Source organism: Mesorhizobium sp. P2_C4, from assembly GCF_056404575.1.
The window spans coordinates 15,900-33,611 of sequence record NZ_JBFUDT010000008.1; the positions used below are offsets into that span (position 1 = coordinate 15,900).

The 17,712-nt window shown below is 58.7% G+C and carries 13 protein-coding genes and 3 pseudogenes; 8 read left to right on the plus strand and 8 right to left on the minus strand.

Annotated elements, in window-relative coordinates; translation table 11 throughout:
* Positions 1-72: 72 nt before the first annotated feature.
* Positions 73-1,269: a DUF932 domain-containing protein gene (locus AC1DX6_RS25145; RefSeq protein ID WP_477318340.1), complete on the minus strand. Its 1,197-nt coding sequence runs from the start codon at positions 1,267-1,269 to the stop codon at positions 73-75.
* 407 nt (positions 1,270-1,676) lie between these two features.
* Here AC1DX6_RS25145 and AC1DX6_RS25150 point away from each other — a divergent pair, with 407 nt between their 5' ends.
* Positions 1,677-1,919 carry a DUF982 domain-containing protein gene (locus AC1DX6_RS25150; RefSeq protein ID WP_095775686.1) on the plus strand — a complete coding sequence of 81 codons (243 nt, stop codon included), beginning with the start codon at positions 1,677-1,679 and terminating at the stop codon, positions 1,917-1,919.
* A gap of 199 nt (positions 1,920-2,118) precedes the next feature.
* Positions 2,119-2,337 (plus strand): hypothetical protein, encoded by a 219-nt coding sequence (locus AC1DX6_RS25155; protein ID WP_127399524.1) that lies wholly within the window; start codon positions 2,119-2,121, stop codon positions 2,335-2,337.
* A 427-nt stretch (positions 2,338-2,764) separates the two neighbouring features.
* Here AC1DX6_RS25155 and repC read toward each other — a convergent pair whose 3' ends face one another.
* The 3 genes from repC to repA form a co-directional block, all read right to left on the minus strand.
* Positions 2,765-3,970, minus strand: a complete 1,206-nt coding sequence (repC, locus tag AC1DX6_RS25160) for a plasmid replication protein RepC (protein WP_477318342.1) — start codon at positions 3,968-3,970, stop codon at positions 2,765-2,767.
* Positions 3,971-4,124: 154 nt separating this feature from the next.
* A complete protein-coding gene (gene repB / locus AC1DX6_RS25165; RefSeq protein WP_477318344.1) occupies positions 4,125-5,159 on the minus strand; it encodes a plasmid partitioning protein RepB in 1,035 nt (344 codons plus the stop codon).
* On the minus strand, positions 5,156-6,337 hold the full coding sequence (repA, locus tag AC1DX6_RS25170) for a plasmid partitioning protein RepA (RefSeq protein ID WP_477318346.1): 1,182 nt from the start codon (positions 6,335-6,337) through the stop codon (positions 5,156-5,158). The genes repB and repA overlap by 4 nt, the downstream gene beginning before the upstream one ends.
* Before the next feature lie 413 nt (positions 6,338-6,750).
* On the opposite strand from repA, the pseudogene AC1DX6_RS25175 reads away from it, so the two are divergent.
* Positions 6,751-7,139, plus strand: a pseudogene (locus AC1DX6_RS25175) (site-specific integrase); the annotation flags it as partial.
* Between the two features lie 444 nt (positions 7,140-7,583).
* Here the strand turns inward: AC1DX6_RS25175 and AC1DX6_RS25180 are convergent.
* Positions 7,584-8,039: pseudogene (locus AC1DX6_RS25180) on the minus strand (integrase); the annotation flags it as partial.
* A 106-nt stretch (positions 8,040-8,145) separates the two neighbouring features.
* Between AC1DX6_RS25180 and AC1DX6_RS25185 the strand changes: the two are divergent.
* Together AC1DX6_RS25185 and AC1DX6_RS25190 are read left to right on the plus strand one after the other, a co-directional pair.
* Positions 8,146-8,535 (plus strand): MbcA/ParS/Xre antitoxin family protein, encoded by a 390-nt coding sequence (locus AC1DX6_RS25185; protein WP_135867138.1) that lies wholly within the window; start codon positions 8,146-8,148, stop codon positions 8,533-8,535.
* On the plus strand, positions 8,532-9,050 hold the full coding sequence (locus AC1DX6_RS25190) for an RES family NAD+ phosphorylase (RefSeq protein ID WP_135883098.1): 519 nt from the start codon (positions 8,532-8,534) through the stop codon (positions 9,048-9,050). Before AC1DX6_RS25185 ends, AC1DX6_RS25190 begins: the two co-directional genes overlap by 4 nt.
* 44 nt (positions 9,051-9,094) lie before the next feature.
* Here the strand turns inward: AC1DX6_RS25190 and AC1DX6_RS25195 are convergent, their stop codons facing one another.
* Positions 9,095-10,318: a site-specific integrase gene (locus AC1DX6_RS25195; protein WP_477318349.1), complete on the minus strand. Its 1,224-nt coding sequence runs from the start codon at positions 10,316-10,318 to the stop codon at positions 9,095-9,097.
* A 125-nt stretch (positions 10,319-10,443) separates the two neighbouring features.
* Between AC1DX6_RS25195 and AC1DX6_RS25200 the strand changes: the two genes are divergently transcribed.
* From AC1DX6_RS25200 to AC1DX6_RS25210, 3 genes and pseudogenes are all read left to right on the plus strand, one after another.
* Positions 10,444-11,469 carry a DUF1403 family protein gene (locus AC1DX6_RS25200; RefSeq protein WP_477318721.1) on the plus strand — a complete coding sequence of 342 codons (1,026 nt, stop codon included), beginning with the start codon at positions 10,444-10,446 and terminating at the stop codon, positions 11,467-11,469.
* 5 nt (positions 11,470-11,474) lie between these two features.
* Positions 11,475-12,182 (plus strand): SMC-Scp complex subunit ScpB, encoded by a 708-nt coding sequence (gene scpB, locus AC1DX6_RS25205; protein WP_477318351.1) that lies wholly within the window; start codon positions 11,475-11,477, stop codon positions 12,180-12,182.
* A 197-nt stretch (positions 12,183-12,379) separates the two neighbouring features.
* Positions 12,380-12,463, plus strand: a pseudogene (locus tag AC1DX6_RS25210) (LysR family transcriptional regulator); the annotation flags it as partial.
* A 414-nt stretch (positions 12,464-12,877) separates the two neighbouring features.
* Here the strand turns inward: AC1DX6_RS25210 and AC1DX6_RS25215 are convergent.
* Entirely contained in the window at positions 12,878-14,464 is a 1,587-nt protein-coding gene (locus AC1DX6_RS25215; protein ID WP_477318353.1) for a hypothetical protein, read from the minus strand.
* Complete coding sequence (locus AC1DX6_RS25220; protein WP_477318355.1) at positions 14,455-17,283, minus strand: AAA family ATPase; 2,829 nt, start codon at positions 17,281-17,283, stop codon at positions 14,455-14,457. The genes AC1DX6_RS25215 and AC1DX6_RS25220 overlap by 10 nt, the downstream gene beginning before the upstream one ends.
* Positions 17,284-17,712 lie beyond the last annotated feature (429 nt).

Sequence of the window (17,712 nt, forward strand, 5' to 3'; positions counted from 1 at the left end):
GCGCTGGAATTGATGGAGACGGCCCGGAGGCGAGGCCGGCGGCGAGAGTTTTCGTAGCCGGCCTGCGGAGGATCAGGCCGCGAAATCGAGAAGTTTCTTGGCTTTGCCCTCCATGTCCAAGCGGACATCCTGATGCGGCTTGTCACGCGCGATCCGCGTGATGCCCTGCACGAAATCAAAGATCGATTCCGGTGGTCGGCCTTCCTCCAGGAGAACTGTATCGATGATCTTCGTGGTCTCGGACTTGGAGAAGCCGCGCTTGCGCAGGAAGTTTTGGCGGTCTTCGTCATCTCGGGCCACGATCCTTTGCCGCGCCGTCTTGATGCCGTTGACGAACGGCATGGGGGAGGAATCGGCAAACTGGATCAGGGCCGGCTCGGCTTCCAGTGCGAAACGGGAGGCCGCGTATTTTGAATGGCGGATGGTGATTTCCTCGAAATCTTCCACGCCCCACAAATTGCGATTCTGACAAACTGCGCGCAGATAGAAGCTGGCGATGCCGAGGGTGCGGGCTCCGACTTCGGAATTCCAGCAGTAGAAGCCGCGGAAATAGAGATCCGGTTCCCCATTAGGCAGCCGCCCGGCCTCGATCGGGTTCAGATCGTCGACGAGGAAGACAAAGATATCGCGATCAGACGCGTAGAGCGTGGTGGTGTCGCTGGAGATGTCGACGTGCGGATTGTAGATTCCCGTTGACCAGTCGAGCACGCCGGGCACTTTCCAGCGCGTGTCACCGGTACCGTTGCCGGCGATCTTTTGCACGGCGTCCACCAGCTCTGAGTCAAATATTCTGCCATAGTCAGGGCCTGTTACCGCCCGCAACTCGAGGCGTCCGTTCTCGATTTCCAGCGTCTTCACCTGCTCGGCGCGGTGGTTGAGGAGACCGTGCTGAAGGTTGATGGCCGCGAGCGGAGCTGGAAGCTGACGCAGATAGGTGGCAGGCGCGCCGACCAGGCTGGCGAGTTGGCCAAAACTCCAATGCGTTGGGGCAACAGGCGCACGCGTATCGGGCAGCATTAGCCTCAGGCGCTCCGGATCGTCGCGGCTGGCCTCGACGCGGATCAGCTCGCTTTCGACGATGCGGGTCTTGCTACGCTCCGACCGGCTCTTCACCGAATGCCGGAGGTCGGTGAGCGACAGGTATCGCTCGTCCGCCGGCCGGTTGAACCATTCTGACGACACGCGGCCGATGCGCTGGCCGCGGCTGACGTCGACCTTGTAACCGGCACGCTCGTTGCGCTTGGGCGCGTGAATTTCCATCTGGGTCATGAGTGTCGCTCCTAGGCGGGCGCCGGAAGACTCTCTCCCGGACCTTTACCCGCCATCGCAACCCGCCCGCCCTCTTCCTCTCCCGGCACCCGCGCGCCCCTAGAAGCGTCGCCCATGCGGCAGGGCCGCTTCAAAGCTTGCAACCAGGAAGGAAGGCTTGGTTTCAGCAAAGCCCGAGACTGGGCGAAGCACCCATTCACGTTCCGGACGCGACAGAATTCCCGTGTGCTTGATTGCGCACCAAGACCGAGGCCCCTCCGGATTGAGGTAGCGGCCTTCTGAAACTGGTCAGGCTCGAGATTGAGCACTGCTGTTTCTCTTCGGTGCATAGTCAATGACTGTATAAACTGACCCAACGTTATGATACGCGAAGTCCGTGTCATGGTCTGAATTGAAAGTGTAATTGCATGTCGAGCAGGTTCGTCCGGCCCGTGGTGGTGCAAGTTGGCCGGCAGGAGCGTGAGCGCGTCATATTCGATGTGAACGACGCAGCCGCGATCCTGCTGCGGAGTTTCCCTCATCAGACGACGAAGCGAAAACTGGCTATGGATGCATGTCTTCAGGTTCTGCGCGGCGAAGCTCAGACGCCGGTTGCGAGACGGGCTTTCGTTGCAGCGGCGTTGGAAGCGAACATCTTACGCAGCGACTGAGGTCCAAGTTGATAGTAGCCTCGATGGCTTCGAAAGTGACTTTGAAAAGTAGAGCTTCAAAGCAACACAGCGATGAAGGGGATTTGTTCAGCCGTCAGCAGAGCATCGAGTTCTGCCATCGCGGGAAACAACCGACGTTCATCTGCTTAAAGCGACATCGGTCAGCAAGACCGCAATTTACCTCGATCGGAGATGGGATATGAGAGATTTGCCGAGCGACTTCGATGCTGACGTTGTGATCGAAGTCAGTCGGTTTCTCGATGATGCCGAGGATCTCGCCCCGTTGCCGGTGCACGAACTGGTTAAGCGGATTCGTACGACACTGCAGACCCGCCTTTCCGATCAAGCAATCGAAAAACTGGTCGTCGAGATGGCGTCTAAACGTGGATTGCCCATGGTCTTCGACAAGCCTGCATGACTGGAGAGAATGGCAGGCCGAGAAAACGGCCATGTGCGAGTCTTCACCTGCCGGACTGGCGAACATAAGCCGTCGGCTTGACAGCTCTGATAATGGTTCTCAGTTCGCCGGGAGGGGCAAGGCGATATTGGACGATCTTGGTAGCGAGATGCCCAATCAGTGGCCGGACGTCGTCGCCCCGTTTGCCAGTTTCTCGCACGCATGAAAAAGGCCGGACCAAAGGCCCGGCCAGGTATGAAGGTCAAAACCTCCAGAGGGGAACGCGCCAGACGAATGGGAGGAAACATCCGACGCACCGCGCATATGGGTCAGCAAGGGTGACACTTCAACGACATGCCGTAGGCCACCAGACTTGTTCTCTTGGTGCACTGAAGCTTGCATGCCTGATGCGATTTCGCAAAGGGACAAGCTGCGGGATTGGCGCTCGTCATCCCGTCATCCTCGCCGTCCTCCCGTTCGCCTTGAGCGCCGCCATCAGCATCGGCCCGACTGAGAACTGCCCTGCCGTTGCCTTTTCGGTCAATACCCGCAAATAGCCGCCGGCCGAGTTGATGTGCTGCGCCCTTTGCAGAATGCAGGCAATCACGATCGCCGCGATCTCCTGGCCCATCACATGGCAAGCCTCCTCATACGCTGACGGCGAAACGCCCAGATATCCCCTCACCTGGGCGGCGGTTATCATGAGATCGCGCCAATTGCCGATCCCGTCGACGGCATAATCCGCAATTTCGGGGCAGGCCTTTAGCACCATCCCCAGCGGGTATGTTTTCGGCGCCTCTGCGGTCCTCGTCCTGGGCTCGGCCGTCGCCCCGCTTTTCTCTAAAGCAGGTTCAAATTCAAAAATAGAGTCGGTATTTGAATCAGATTGCTGCCGCTCGTTTTGAGAGTCATTGCCGCTCGGATTCGTAGATTTCATATGAATTTCCAGCAGCTTATCCACATCCTCACGCAAGGCGGCCAGATCGGCGACGATGGGCCCGAGCTCGGCAATGCAAGCTCGGCGAGGAATTGCCTCCACAACGCCGCGGAAGCGCTTCCACAGGCCTCCCCAGTCGCCAGGGACGTCTTCATCAAGGGCCGCCTCTATCAGCTTATGGATGTCACGGCGGTGCAAGGTGATCCGCTCGCGCATAAGCCTGAGCGCCCTGTTGTCGGCGCGAACACGCTCGGCCGCCGCCTGGAATTCGTAAGCACGGGCCAGCAGCGGCGCCAGGGAGAAGCCAAATGCTTCCTCGATCTCCCCTCCCCTGCCCTTGCGGGCGTAACGCTTGCCGTTCGGGCTATCCCGACGGGTGATCAGCCCGCAGTCAACAAGAGCCGCCAGGTGCCGCCGGAGCGTGGCATCAGGCATCCCGTGCGCCCTGAGCGACAGCTGAGCGTTTGAGGGAAAGACGATGAGATCGTTCTCCTCACTCAACTCACTGTCAGGATAGAAAGATAACAACGCATTCAGGACGGCCAGAGCACGATCGCCGATGCCGACGATGCTCTTGCCTTCGCAGAGGTTGCGGTAGATCTGCCACTTGTCGACGACCCTGCCCTTGGGGATTTCACGTGAATCGTTTTGCGCTGCCAACATGGCAAGCGACATCGGCCGCCGCCCAAAGGGCGTCGTTGCAATACCCGTCTCCATTTTCTTTCACCCTCGATTAGGCAAAAGAAATCTGCTCGCCAAAACGACGCCAATGACTCTTGACAGTGATTCGTGGAGATGCGATTCTCGGAGTGCTTAGTTCAGAGAGAGGCTTCCACGGCTTGCCGTTCGGGGGCCTTTTTCTTTTGCGGCTTCAGACTCCTTGTTTCGTGGTGGACTTCCGAAAGGCCTCAAACAGGTCGTCCAGTTGTCCGGCGATAAACGCTGCGAAACGCGATCCTTCGGCCTCTCCCACGGCAATCATGGTAGTTTTTCCGTTGTCTTTGAGGCTGACGCTGACCGTTTTGTCTGGAGCAGCCCACGATTTCATAGCAATCATGGGCTTTGATGGCTTGGGCGGAGCCGCAGGTCCTTTAATCGCATTGGTATCCGACGGGAGCGTCTCAAGCAGCATGATGAACCTGTCATCGGACGTTGCCTCGCGGAATTTGTTTTTGTGAGTAAGATCGAAGGCTTTCGCGAGTGAGCCATCGACGGAATAGCGGTTTGAGAATTCCTGCCATCGTCCTCGACCAATCCCGGGGGCTTTACCAATCGATTGCAGTATCTCCTTGTCGACCGAGGAGGCGATTTTGATCATCTCGGAGACGTGCGATTTTCCGGTCGACAACGAAGCGCAGATGGTATCCCGTTTGTATCCTGCTTCCTGTTGCGCAAGCGCAAAAGCGCATTTTTCGATGTATGAAAGATCCTCTCGAGCTGTGTTTTCTTCCCCTTGGAAAATGACAGCTTGTTCATCGGTTAGCTCGCGGACGGCCGCTTTGAAGCCGATCCCAAGCTGCTTAGCTGCCGCTAGTCTTCTGCGACCATAGACGATTTGAAACTCGCCATCCTTGCCTTGTACTGGTCGAACCAATCCCGGCACAATTTGACCGCGCTCCCGCATGGATTCTGTGATTTCAGCGATGGCGGAAATCTCATAGGCGTCATCATATCGATCGGTGATAGATGACGGCCGTATTTTGTCGGGATCGAGTTCAATGATCTGTTCGCCTGACTTCAATAACTTGTCGGCTATATCGCTACGCTCTTGCATTTGGCGAACACCAGCCGCTACCTTCATCAGGTGTGGGGATGACGTGCGACGGCTGAGGGCTTCCTCCGAATTCTCCTCCCCAAGTTGCCCCAAAACAGCAGCAAACATGCCCTTAGAATCTTTGCGGCTCACTGTTCACGCCTCCATGCCATCGTGATGAGGCTTTCTATTTCCGCGTTCGCGGCATTGATCGATTCGATTGCACGATCATAAGTTTTAGGTGCCGAGAACCTCGATCGTTGCACTTCGTAGAGGCTCTGCTTCCAAGTGAGAGCGTCGGCAACTGCAGTTGATTTGGAGACTGAATTCAGAAGTAGATCCTCGCCAAAAACTTGACGCATTAGGGCCTGCATATTGGCTTGCGGGTGGTCATTCGCCTCAAATTTGGTGATGAGGAATTTGGCGAAATCCCAACGCGCACCTGCACCAGCCTCATCCAGGATTTGCATATAAGACGCGGCCAGCTCCAAAAACTTGCCTGTGGAATCGACATCGAGCATGTGAGCCGGAACTGGGATGAGGACCCCGGTAGCGGCCGTGAGCGAGGAAAGCGTCAGGAAATTGAGTGACGGAGCGCAGTCGAGAAGAACGATGTCGTAGCGATCAACGATCTGTTCTAGCGCCTGTGACACTCGAAGAAGGAAACTCGTCCCACCGCTCTTGCGCATCTCAAGGGTAACGGCGGTTTCGAATTCTGTCAGCTCAAGACCGGCGCAGATGACGTCGAATCCGATGATATGTGTCTGATGCACAATTTTTTCTGTTGGCACCGGATCGTCAAACCGGATCGCCGAGTAAAGGGTATCACCTTCTCGGTAGTCAAATCCCGGTAATGCTCCTTGCAGACTGGTTAACGACGCCTGGGGATCCATGTCGACTGCGAGAACGCGATACCCACGAAGTGCCAGCCAGTGACCCAAGTGAATAGTGGTCGCTGTCTTGGACGATCCGCCTTTGAAGTTGGTGATCGCGATGATCTGGCAGTCTTCGCCATCAACGCGACGAGGATTGATCCACTTCTTTCGCGCCTTTTCCGCCAGATGCATCCGAAGCTCAAGCACCTGCCCCACGGAATATAGGCGCTTTCCGGTGGTTGTTGCCTCTGGCTCGGGTCCCTGCCCTTTTAAGGAAACCTGGCGTATATAAGCTTCGGTCACTCCCAGCAACGCCGCCACTTCGGTCGAAGTGAATTTGCGCATGGTACGAACCGCGTCAGGAGGATACTGAGCCAACGAAAGATTGTTGAGTGCCTTCTCGAGTTTCGTCGAAAAGGTATTCATGAACTGAAGGCTACTTAGATGCCGCGTCACCCAGATTCTCCTCTTGCACCCAGCCACAATGATAGCGACTGTGGTTAACAAGCCGTTAACGCCACGCCAACTACGCCAACTTTTCGAATTACGCGGTTTTTCCGTTACTGGCTTATGCCCGATTCGGAGTATTCGAGCAAATGGACACAAGGCAGTTCCCAGCTGGGAACTTTTCGTGGTCGCCGGCTTCCTGTGCCTCAAGTTGCAGTCGACGTCGGTGTTCCGGTTGGCCTCTAGCTTTCCGCGTACGGCGGCGAGTGACCTACAACAGTGCAGGCACCTTTCGACGCCTGGAGAGACCGCCACATTGGCCCGGCGGCGAAATCTCTTTGTGACGGCAGGCGCGGAGCTCGGGCGGTCGTTCGCATCGGCAACGATCGGTTATGTTGTGATGATGCGGCCATGCCACGCCGCTTCCGATGTCGCGCGATCAAACCAACGGTCGCCGCTGGATTGAATTCTTTCCAGACAAGGGGCGTGCCGGTTACGTTGCGGGGCAAGACTGGCTGGCGGAGGTCGAATTGGTCGCGGCTCGTCCGACGCCACCTGCCGATCGTCGCCCTGCAGACCTGGCTGAAGCTGGCCCGTATTGCGCATGGTCCCCTGTTCCGCGGCGTCACCGGTCAGGGCAAAGTGGTGGAAGCCGAGCATCTGAACGGTCAGGAGGTGGCGCGGCTGGTCAAACGCGCGGCCTTGGCCGCCGGCGTGCGAGAGCGCTATGAGCAGAAGCAGCTTCGCCACGCCTACCGAGATGACACGCAAGTATCAGCGACGGCGTGACCGTTTTCGACTCACGCTAACTCTGGAAGCGCCAACCCACCCGAGAGCCACATGCCCCAACCATAAAGTTGATGGGTATCTAGGTTTATTGGTGCCGTGCAAGCCTCCAACTTGAAGAGCTGTTCCCAGCTGGGAACTCAAAGTACGGGCGGACGAGTTGTGCGAGAAGTTTGGTTCTCGATACGTCCTCAGGATCCTTCGCCAACACTTGGACTAGACCCAGAGGGAAGTTGCCTGACGGCGCAGCAGCCTCTTGCTTGCCTCATCGTCGACGCACCGGAGGAGAGTGCGCGTGGGGCGCCCACGTGCCAAACGGTGTCGATTGCTGGCAAATCGCGCTTCGTGATCGCCCCCGCCGGGCTGGCCAGTCAGACGCCCCACGGCCCCCTTTTGCAACGAGGCATTCTTTCCGTGCCGAGCGATTCTCGCGAATGGCAAATTCAATGGCTAGGATTTGTCGCCAGCCGGCAACATCGAGGCCGACGATTCGGATCGGCGCAAGCCACCGGCGAAGCCCAAAAGCAGCATGACGCGGTCGCGCAGACCGCGCAGGTGCCGCGATCAAGCGTTTCCAGCATGGCGAGAAGAACGTCGCGCAGGATGGCTTCCTTTGATGGGAGGAGAGGCGTGTTTGTTACGGATGCCGGCGAGCACCGTGGCGATATGCCGGTCCTCTCGGTCGAACGGTCGACCGCGTTGCGTGCCAAGTCAGCGACGACAGGCAGCACTCGATGGTCGACGCCGACTTGTGTCCCTTGCCGATCCCGAGGCCTGGACCGTGACGTTGAGGCCGACGATCTGTGGATCTGGCGGCTGCGGATCAAACGGCTTACGCCGGCACCAGGCTCAAAAAATGCTTCCAGTTGGCGGCATAGGCGCGACGGGTGTTTGCCGAACTCGCTGCTTCGACATAAGCGCGCAGACCGTGGCAGCAGCTTGAATGGTTCGGTCCTGGGCTTGAAAGGTGCCGAGAACTGCCATATCTTTTGCACAAGAAATATGACTCTCAATATGGTAGGATGAATTCTGTGGCCCATGCACTCAAGATCCCCGAGCAGAATGGACCTCTCGTTTTGTCCTACATGGACCGGAACGGGAAGATTGCGATCGAGCAGGTCGCGGATGGTTTTGGCATGTCCAAGGGCCAGTTGGCCCAGACCGCCGGTCTTGCTCGCGAGACCCTTTATCGCTCAGAGCGCAGCGCTACGGTTAAGACACAGGGGCGTCTGCGGGAAATGCTCGAGATCATAAGTCGCGTGACGGATTGGGCGGGCGGCAAGGAGCAGGCGATGGCTTGGTATCGAGCTCAGCCGCTTCCAGCATTTGGCGGACGCACCGCTGAGGCGCTGGTGAAGGACGGCAAGGCAGCAGCGGTCCGTGACTATCTCGATCACATGGCCGTTGGCGGGTTTGCGTGAGGTTCGTTGGAACCTGCTACCGCGCACACGATCCACGTTGGGCATTCAAGCCGACTTCCGGCGAAGGGGCGGCGATCAGAGGTGCGCGATTTAATCCCAAAGGCGTGCCGGCGCTCTATTTGGCGCTGACCATCATGACAGCGGTCAAGGAAGCCAACCAGGGGTTCGCGCACCGGATCGATCCTTGCGTGCTGTGTTCCTATGAGATCGACTGCGACGACATCGTGGATCTGACAACGGACGAGGCGAGGGGAGAATTTTCTATCGCGCTCGAGGACATGGCCTGCGCCTGGGCGACGGCGCTTAGCGACGGAGAGCGCCCGGCGTCCTGGTCCGTCTACGACCGGCTGCGGCCTCGGAGTATTGCCGGCATTGTGGTCCCAAGTTTCGCGCCGAGCGCCGAGATGGAGGATCGTAACCTGGTCCTTTGGGACTGGGGTCCGGGTCTGCCGCACAAGATAACCGTATTCGACCCAAGCGGCCGGTTGCCGAAGGACCAGCTATCCTGGCGATAACGTACTTCTCGGCATCCGAAGGGCAGGGGAGAGGCGTGCCCGGCCTATAGTCCGCTCGCCTTGGTGAGATTGATACGGAAGCGATCGCGTCTGCGCTGATAGCGGCGAGTCATTTCAGCCGAGGCATGGCCGAGCTGCTTTTGCACATAGCGCTCATCCACTTCGGCCGAAGAGGCGAGGCCAGCGCGTAGCGAATGTCCGGCAAAGAGCTTTGCTCGTTCGCCTTCCGACAGATCGCCGCGCACGCCGGCCGCCAGCGCAGTGCGCTTGACCAGGCGCGCGACCTCCTGGTCGTTGAGCCGATCGGCGCCGACCGCCTTGCCCTGGCCGGTGACGCGCCTGAAGAGGGGACCATGCGCGATACGGGCGAGCTTGAGCCAGGTCTGCACCGCGACAACCGGGCAGGTGGCATCGGACGAGCCGCGCCCGACTTCGACCTCCCGCCAGCCGGTCTTGCCGCGAAGAGAAACGAGCATGCCCTTGTCAAGGATCTCGATCCAGCCTCGGCCGTCCTCGGTCTGGTCGCGGCCGACATCCAAAGCCACGATCTCGGAGCGCCGCAGGCCGCCAGCGAAACCCAAGAGCAGCATGGCGCGGTCGCGCAGGCCGCGTAGCGTGCCGCGGTCGAGCGTCTCCAGCATGGCGATCAGATCTTCCGGCAACACCGCCTCCTTCTGCCGGGGTGGGGAGGCGTGCTTGTTGCGAATGCCGGCCATGACGGTCGCGATATGGCGGTCCTTCCTGTCGAGCGGCTGGCCGCGCTGCGCATAGTTCCACGTCAGTGAGGAAAGCCGGCGCTCGATCGTGGACACCGAGTTCGGCTTCTTGTCGCCGGTCGCCGTGCCAGAGGCGCACGCGGTGATGTAGAGCCCGACCACCTGGGCATCCGGCGGGAACGTTTCGACGCCCTGGCGCCGGCACCAACTCGCAAAATGCTTCCAATCAGCCGCATAGGCCCGACGCGTATTGGCGGAACTCGCCGCCTCGACATAGTCGCGGGCGCGATCGGCCAGCGCGTCGAGATGCGCCGGCAGGCGGGGATTGGCGACGGCCGGGAGAGGGGAGGGGGCTTCGGCCGGCGGTTCCTCCGGGATACGACCCATCTCCATGACAACGTCGACGATGTCGGGCAGGTCGTCGGCGATCGGCGTGTCGTGCCCGGCCGAGGCCACCTGCGCGATTTGATCGACACCCCGCGCCGTTTCCTGTGGCCGAGCGGAGCGATGCCGAGTACGATTTTCGGGGTTTTGATCGACGATAGGGGCCATTTCCTCTATAAAGACCAAAACGAACGATAATGCAAGATTATCATTCATTTAATGTGCGCGACAGGCGCGGCGGTTATGTGCAAATTGGGTTGCTAAAAGCGCCGCCAGGATTCATCCTATCGCGGATGATTCTTCGACCCAAACTGTCCCTGCGCTACCACGGTACGCTGACTGGTGAAGCCAGCGTCGCTGCATCGAAAGCCGCCGTGCCTGCTTGGTTGCGTCGGGCGGTTCCCGATGCGCAAAGCCTTGCTGGAAAAAATGTTGAGGAGGTGGCGCTCATCGCAGGCGCCACCATCAGCGCACTCGATGCGGTGGTTCGGCGGCAGGAGCGGTGGGCCGGCGCCTGGCGGCAGCGGCTGGCACTTTCGGCGGCCGCGGTAACGGCAAAGCAGGCGGGCCGCGTCGAAGATGAGGCAGCATTGCGCGATGCGGTGCTGCTCACGCGGCCGGGCGATTTTTTGTCCGTCGGTCCCGCCGGATCGATGCTGCTTGCCTGGCGCCGGCTGGCTGGCACGCCTGCCGAGAAACTGCTGACCGAGGCGAGCATCGGCGCGGTGCTGGATGACCTTGGTCTCCGCCGCGACGACGACGCAGTCGGCGAACTGGCAGATGATCTTCGACAGCTTTCCGCGAGCATCGGAATGGTCGGCATGCTGACCGGCGCGTTCACGGCCGCCGAAAGGTATGGCTTCGCACGAGCCTTCGGATGTTGGCTCGCGGACGCCCTGCTGGCGCAACGGCTGGGTTGGACGCAGGCCGTGCCGCTGTTGGGCGCCGAAGCGGCCTTGGGAACAAGCGGTCGCTCGCGTCGATCGGCAGCCAGATCGGTGGCGACAGGCACTGAGACAGATCCTGAGCGTGCGAAAGATCTGCTTGCCGCGCAGGCGCGCGCTGCGTTGCGTGCGATTGATCTGTCCGCTGAGCTCGAGCGCCGCGCGGATCGGCTGCTTGCGGTTGCGCCGAAACTCAGGGCCAAGGCGGCGGACGTCGTCGTGGAAAGGCTGCTCTCTGACGACGCGATCGTCGCTTCGGAACAAATCGCCGGCATGAGCGATCGCGGCCTGCGCCGCCTGTTCGACCGGCTGGTCGAGCTCGGTGCCGTGCGTGAATTGTCCGGCCGCGCCACCTTCCGCATCTACGGGCTGTGAAGACAATGGCGGAGACTGCACGTAGGCGAGGAGGGAGCCAGCCAGATGACCGTCGATCAGCTGACCAGCTGTTTGACCGGGAACTGGATCATCTGCCGCCGGAAGCGCGTTGGCGTGAATGGATGCACCGAGTCGAGGCAACGATCTTCGCCGCTAGCGAGCCGGTCGACCGCGAAATGCTCGCCCGCATTGTCGGGAAAAGCTGCAGCATTGATCTTCTCATCGACGACATCCGCGAGGAGCTGCGCGGCCGCCCTTACGATCTGGTTTCGGTCGCCGGCGGCTGGAAACATTTGACCCGGCCTGCCTATGCAGACGCCATCCGCGCTGCTGTAGGTGGAAGTGGGAAGACCGCCGACCTTACGCAGTCTGAGGTTCTGGTGCTGATGTGCATCGGCTACTTCCAGCCGATCACCCGCGCCGAACTGTCGTCTTTCTTCGGCAAGGAGATCAGCCGCGATTTAATTGGTCATCTGCGCGGTGCGAAGCTGATTGCGTCCGGTCCGCGTAGCCCGACGCCGGGCGCGCCCTACACCTACGTCACCACCAAAAAATTCCTGCTGGAGTTCGGGCTCGACACGTTGCGCGACCTGCCGGATTTCGAGGCGCTCGAGGATGCAGGCCTGCTGTCAAAAGAGAAGTTGCTGGCGGGCGACATTGTCCCCGACTTTTCCGCCAGCCGTCGAAACGCCGACGTCGAGATCGAGGATTAAGAGCTCGCTGCCGCGCAGCAGTCCCTTGGCAATTGCTCACGTCAACGGCTTCTCAATAGGAGGCTGCTCAGGCAGGCAGAGGTTATGAGAATTTGCCGTGTTCGTTGCCCGAAATTCGTAAGCATGTCTCGGACAAGGAGCGGTTCATTCGAAACGCTCGTCTCGGCCGCGGTCGCGCTGTGTCTCCCAGCGCTGCTCCTCGGATCGCCTGGCTCCCCGATTGCATCGCACATGAATATGTGGCCTCCGGCGCGCTTGTCCCGATTATGACACGCTATCCTCAAATGATTTGGCCGGACCGAGAAGGAAGAAAATTTGCGTCGCCAAGGATGAGATCGGGAAAGGTGCGCTCCGGCTTTCGGAGCCTCAATGATGGTCAGAAGATCAGTTACAAGTTGGTGCTGGACAAACGTTCCGGAAAGCCTCAGCCAGCGAGCTCAGGGTGATCTGATACGGACTGACCGGCTACGCGGCGTCAAGGTTTACGCCTTCCACATCGTTGAGCGGAGAAGAGCCCGCATGTGCGCTGGCAGGTCGAGTTCACCGCACGCCTCGATCTCTAATAGGTATCGGGCCTTGGCCAAGCGATCGTTTTTCCTGGCCGCCGGGTAGCCGCAGACAGCCATGAGAGCCCTTTCCTCTGCGCGGCGGGCACTTGCTGCACAGATCAGAAAAAAGCCGCTGGTCCCCGTTTGCTACTTACAAATCTCCGGCGCCACGGTCATGAGTAAGCTTTCCAACCGTCGGCTTGCTTCCGGGTCACCTTGCGGACTTGGGCAAAGGATGGTGCAGTCGCCCGCACCGGGTAGGCGCTCAATATCGACCCACGCGCCCGCGGGCGGCGGGAATATGACGAAACCGCCCATAGGGTGACACCGAACAATGTGAGCTTCGGTCGACCACCCCAACGTTCTCCTGTACATCTCGACCGTATGCGGCTTGACGTCGAGTTTGTTGTTCTTCCCGTGATGCTTTGGGCTTGCCAGGCATGCATCGCCAACCATCAGCAACTTTCCATTCGGTGTCGTGATCCTGATCAGATAATCAGGTGAGCAACGAAGCTCCAATCCAAGAAAGGGACGCTCAGCGTCGAGTTCCTGATTACGTGCCGCCCACTCGAGTGCAGGGATATCGCGTTCGTGCGCCGGCGGAAGTTTCTCGTAGTCGACGAACACAGGTTCCGCCTCGTAATCCAGTTCAAGAACAACATCATTTCGTTTCAGGCGCCAAGAGCAGGACTTGGCCAGATCAGTCGCATTCGTCGAATGGGCGCCAGAGAAGCCCAAACGTCGCAATTCCTTCACCAGCCAAACTGCTCCCCAGAGCTCCCACAAACTATTTAGAAACACAGGTGGATAGTGCGACTTCGCAGATTCAATCTCGGAAAGCGCCTCGGAATAAAGGGGAGCAAAGGCGCGAAGAAGTTGCCGAAGACGAACGTCTCGCTGAAACAACGGACTAGGGTACACAAAAGTCGTCAGTTCCAAGTCGTTGCCGAGACGCGCCAGAATGCTCTTAAAATCCCCCAATCGTTGCTCAATTGAGGTGAACTGCCTGATCTCTTCGTCGATCTTCTCCTGTCGTTTTTCTGGGTTCCTGCGGCCACCTCTCAACCGAAGCGACTTCAGCTTGCTTGCAACGGCATCAGCCGAATCCCGCATCTGACTCCATCTGCGCATCGCCCAATGCGAGACGATTGCATTCTCCGCCAGCGGAACGCCACGTCTTGACTGGGGTCCCAGCTCGGTAAACGGATCACGGCGTATCGAGTGCGCCGCACGCAACTCCTCGTCAACCAGACGAATGAGTTCGGAGGGGATCGTCATGCCGCCGCTGTTGCTGCGGCGACCCCATGATCGCTCGGGGCGCTCGGCAATCACATCCCAGGCCGCCGCAAACCCAAGCTCGGCTTCGATATCTTCGACCATCGCTATTACATCGCGGTAGTTTAGCAGCGCCGTTGGAATGACGTAGCAACGCAACGTACAGCTTTTCGGAGTCTGCAGCGGAAGACTGATGTCGCCCAGACGACGCTGTCTTGCCAATTCACTTTCGAAGCTCCATCGCTGCCACTGGGTGCCGTCTTCGGCCGGCTCGGCAAGAGGGACTAGCTTCGTGTGGACGTCCTTCGCTCGCGCGACAATGCCGCGGGTCAAGATGTCGATATAGGGGGAGTCGTCGCGGACGAGATACCAGGTGTTCGGCTCCCATCGATGCTCAACACCGACACCATCCGCTCCCATCACGCGGATAACTTCAATGGTGGACCTGTCTACTGCCAAGGCGAAATGAATCCGAGACGCGCTTGCTGACGCGCCAGTTTCAGACGCCGACGTGTTCTGGGGAGTTCATCGACCCCATCAACGACCTTCTCTAGCGCGTCCAATGCTGGTTGCAGTTGATCGAACGCTCCCGACAACTTTACCAGGATACGGCTCGCGATTACACGGTCCACCAATTCATCCCGGTCCAACAATCCTTTGCCCTGAAGGTCCAGTCTGTGGTGCAGATTGAGCAGCGCTTTGATGTCCGAGAGCACCCGGCGAGAGGGAAGCAGGTCGTGTCGGAGTTCATGATCATGAACCGCTAGGTGCAGCGCTTGCAACACTGCATCGACCCGTGCGTCGGTGTTTGCGCCACCGACTGATATGGCCGGCAGGCCTGGAAGGGGAGGAATTGACGCCAGGTTAGAGAGCCCGGCTGGCCCCTCCATATCCCACGAGACTTGCTTGAGCTCAAGAAGGAAGCACCGGTCCAGGACCTTTGGTGAGGGTGGACGCGACGAGTCATCGATGTTCAACGTGCCAAAAACGCGGCACGGAGCAATCGTTGTGTCTTGCGTGATCACGCCGTTTCCGCCGTCCAATGCGTGAAAGAGCCGAGACAGATAGTACTCCGGCCGTGTGAGGTTGAACTCATCAAAGAGGATCAGATGCGACAGCGTTCTTTCTTTGAGGAGGTGGCTCAAGAGGCCCGTTTCGCCGAAGAGAACGCTGTCGTTTTCCCAATGCGCCTGCACGGCGACTTCGTGAAAAGTCTCGCCAATTTTCTTGCCAAGCATGCGCGCAATAAGCCGGACAAGTGTCGACTTTCCACACCCCGGAGGCCCCGCAAGGAGCACGAATGGCCGCACAGCGAGCGCAAGCAGAGCCACGACAACGTCGTCGAAGTGCAGATGGGGTTCTGCGGATTTGACAGTATCCTTGAGTGATGCGAGGGCTTGCGAAAACTCGGAGTCTGTAACGCGTTCCCCCCAATTGAAGCGGTCTTCCTCATCGGGCGTAGCTTGCGTTGAGGGTGGTAAGCCGGGCACTACAGCCGGTTCACTCGGCGCGAACGATCCGGATTTGTCTTTTTTCTCTTTGCTGTTCTTCCCGATATCGCCATTGTCAGGCACGAGGTTTCGCGTGAGGCTCTGCCCGTTCGCGACCTCGGCCGCCTTGGCCTGAGAAACCCGTTGCTGAGGGCTGCGATCAAGAGCATCTGGGCGCTCTGTCTCCCGATCGTCTTTCTTGTCCGCAGTCGTGCCAGGCACGCGACCGTCAACGTTTACCCCCTCGCGCACAACACGCTCAAGTTCTTGGGCTGACGTCCAACCGCGGTTCGCAGTCACCGCAACGATTTTGGACATGCCCAAGTCCAGAATAATGTCATTCGCACCGTCTACGGCCAATGCCTCCGAGTCCAACAGTTCATCAAACGGATCTAGAGCTGGTTCCTGACGCTTGCGGAGCATATTGGCATCGATCCAGAGATGACCCGTTTCGTCGACTTGGTTCGAACGGATTGTTGCGCGCTCGCGAACCGGATCCCATTCGAGCTCCATCTTGCCAGGCGACTCACGTACCTTCATCGCGCGAAACTGACGTCCCTGCCGAGCGGACATACCCGCCGCGGGTCCTGGCACCAGCCGTGTTTTTGGCTGCGATCCTTTTGCAAGTGCGGGTAGATCTTCAATCTGACGCTTTCCGCCGTCGTCGACAAACGGATCGTTTGGATCAAGCACGATAATTTGTTGTTCGCGGTCTGCGGACTGCTTCATCCCCAGCAACAGCGGATAGGGAAGTGTCGATTCGAGCGGAGCGGTAAAAACGTCCCTGCCCTGCTCGTTCGGCTCGCGAAGGCGCGGCGGATCGTAGTTGTGCAGAATGTGGGCGAGCCCACCGACCGCTGCAGCAATTGCGAAAGAGCTCCCAACCCGAAGGACCTCTGGCTGATCGCCATCAGGAAAGAGCGTCTCCATCATCGCATCCTGGAAGCCAGGGAGCAGACTTGTTCCGCCAGCCAACAAAATTGTGTCGATCAAACGATGGGCATCACTTGGACCGGTCACGCCACGCTGTTCGAAAAGCTCCTTGCTCTTGCGCTTCGCGTCCGCCGAGGACGTCTGGTTGTCGTAAAGCCGCTCACAAAGTCGTTCGAAGAGAGGGCGCAGGCCGCTCCAAAGTTCGCCAGACACAGGCACAAGCGTCTGTCGATCGATCGTGAGCTGCTTTTCCGACAATGGCACTTTGAAGGTAATCGCCGTTTCACCCAAGCTTGATCGAACTTTCGCGTCTTCGATTGCGCGCAACGCCGCATCGGTGACGTCGACACCAAGGAGCTCGCAAAGGCGCTGATCGACCCAACGGCCCGCGTGGCCGACGCTGTCGCCTCGAAGGGCACGAAGCCGCAGGTCACGCTGTGCCCCCTTTGAATCGGGGCTGACAATACTTTGATCGCGCCGGCTGAGAACCAAAGTCATATTGGTGGTCGCAGCGCCCACATCCACCACCAGAAGGACGTTGTTTCGTCCAGCTTCGAGTTCCATGGTTCGCTTTAGGAGGCGGAAATACTCAGCAACCATTTCCGGCTCTGGTACAACAGCTATCCCGGGGATGGCGGCCTCCACGGCACGCTTATAGCGAGTTCGCGTTTTTTCGTCTGCGATCGACGGCATCAAGGCGTATTTTCGACGGGATTGATATTCCGGCGGTAGTTTTTCCAATATTTTTCTAAGGTATTCCCGAAACACCTCGTCCCGCTCCAAGTCTCGATAGGGGGTGCGTGGATCCTTTCGATCGTATATGATCTGCCGCACCGCCTTGCTGCCGTGCAACATCCAATCCTTTATGTCATCCAGTTGGTAAACCCAGGGGGCGTCTTGGGGTGAATCCAGTTGGAGGGTCCACTGATTGCGATCTTTAATCTTCGGGTCAGCTATTATAAAGCATCGAGACGGGTAGAAGGGCTGACCTTCATATTGCAATAGGAATTGAAACGCAGTTTCGGACATATTCTTATTGCACTTTCGTGAGCATCAGATTCGACGCTGCAGGACTTAGCAGAAAACCCTACGCCAAGCCAAACCCTGAGAAGTTCTATCAACCTGAATCGAGAATGATCGCGGTTTCGTTTCGATAGGCAACCTAAACTGCAATGGATCTGGCAAAGAAATGTACGAAGGCGGGTGCTTATGTTGCCAAGGGCACAGATCATAGATTTCGTCCTGGTCTTCAGAGGGCTCAGAACGCGTAGCCTTTCCTCGGAG

Bases quoted from the DNA above. Each gene is read 5' to 3' on its own strand.
- AC1DX6_RS25145 (WP_477318340.1), bottom strand. From the start codon at position 1,269: ATGACCCAGATGGAAATTCACGCGCCCAAGCGCAACGAGCGTGCCGGT.
- AC1DX6_RS25150 (WP_095775686.1), top strand. From the start codon at position 1,677: ATGTCGAGCAGGTTCGTCCGGCCCGTGGTGGTGCAAGTTGGCCGGCAG.
- AC1DX6_RS25155 (WP_127399524.1), top strand. From the start codon at position 2,119: ATGAGAGATTTGCCGAGCGACTTCGATGCTGACGTTGTGATCGAAGTC.
- repC (WP_477318342.1), bottom strand. From the start codon at position 3,970: ATGGAGACGGGTATTGCAACGACGCCCTTTGGGCGGCGGCCGATGTCG.
- AC1DX6_RS25195 (WP_477318349.1), bottom strand. From the start codon at position 10,318: ATGGCCCCTATCGTCGATCAAAACCCCGAAAATCGTACTCGGCATCGC.
- AC1DX6_RS25200 (WP_477318721.1), top strand. From the start codon at position 10,444: ATGATTCTTCGACCCAAACTGTCCCTGCGCTACCACGGTACGCTGACT.
- scpB (WP_477318351.1), top strand. From the start codon at position 11,475: ATGGCGGAGACTGCACGTAGGCGAGGAGGGAGCCAGCCAGATGACCGT.
- AC1DX6_RS25220 (WP_477318355.1), bottom strand. From the start codon at position 17,283: ATGTTGCACGGCAGCAAGGCGGTGCGGCAGATCATATACGATCGAAAG.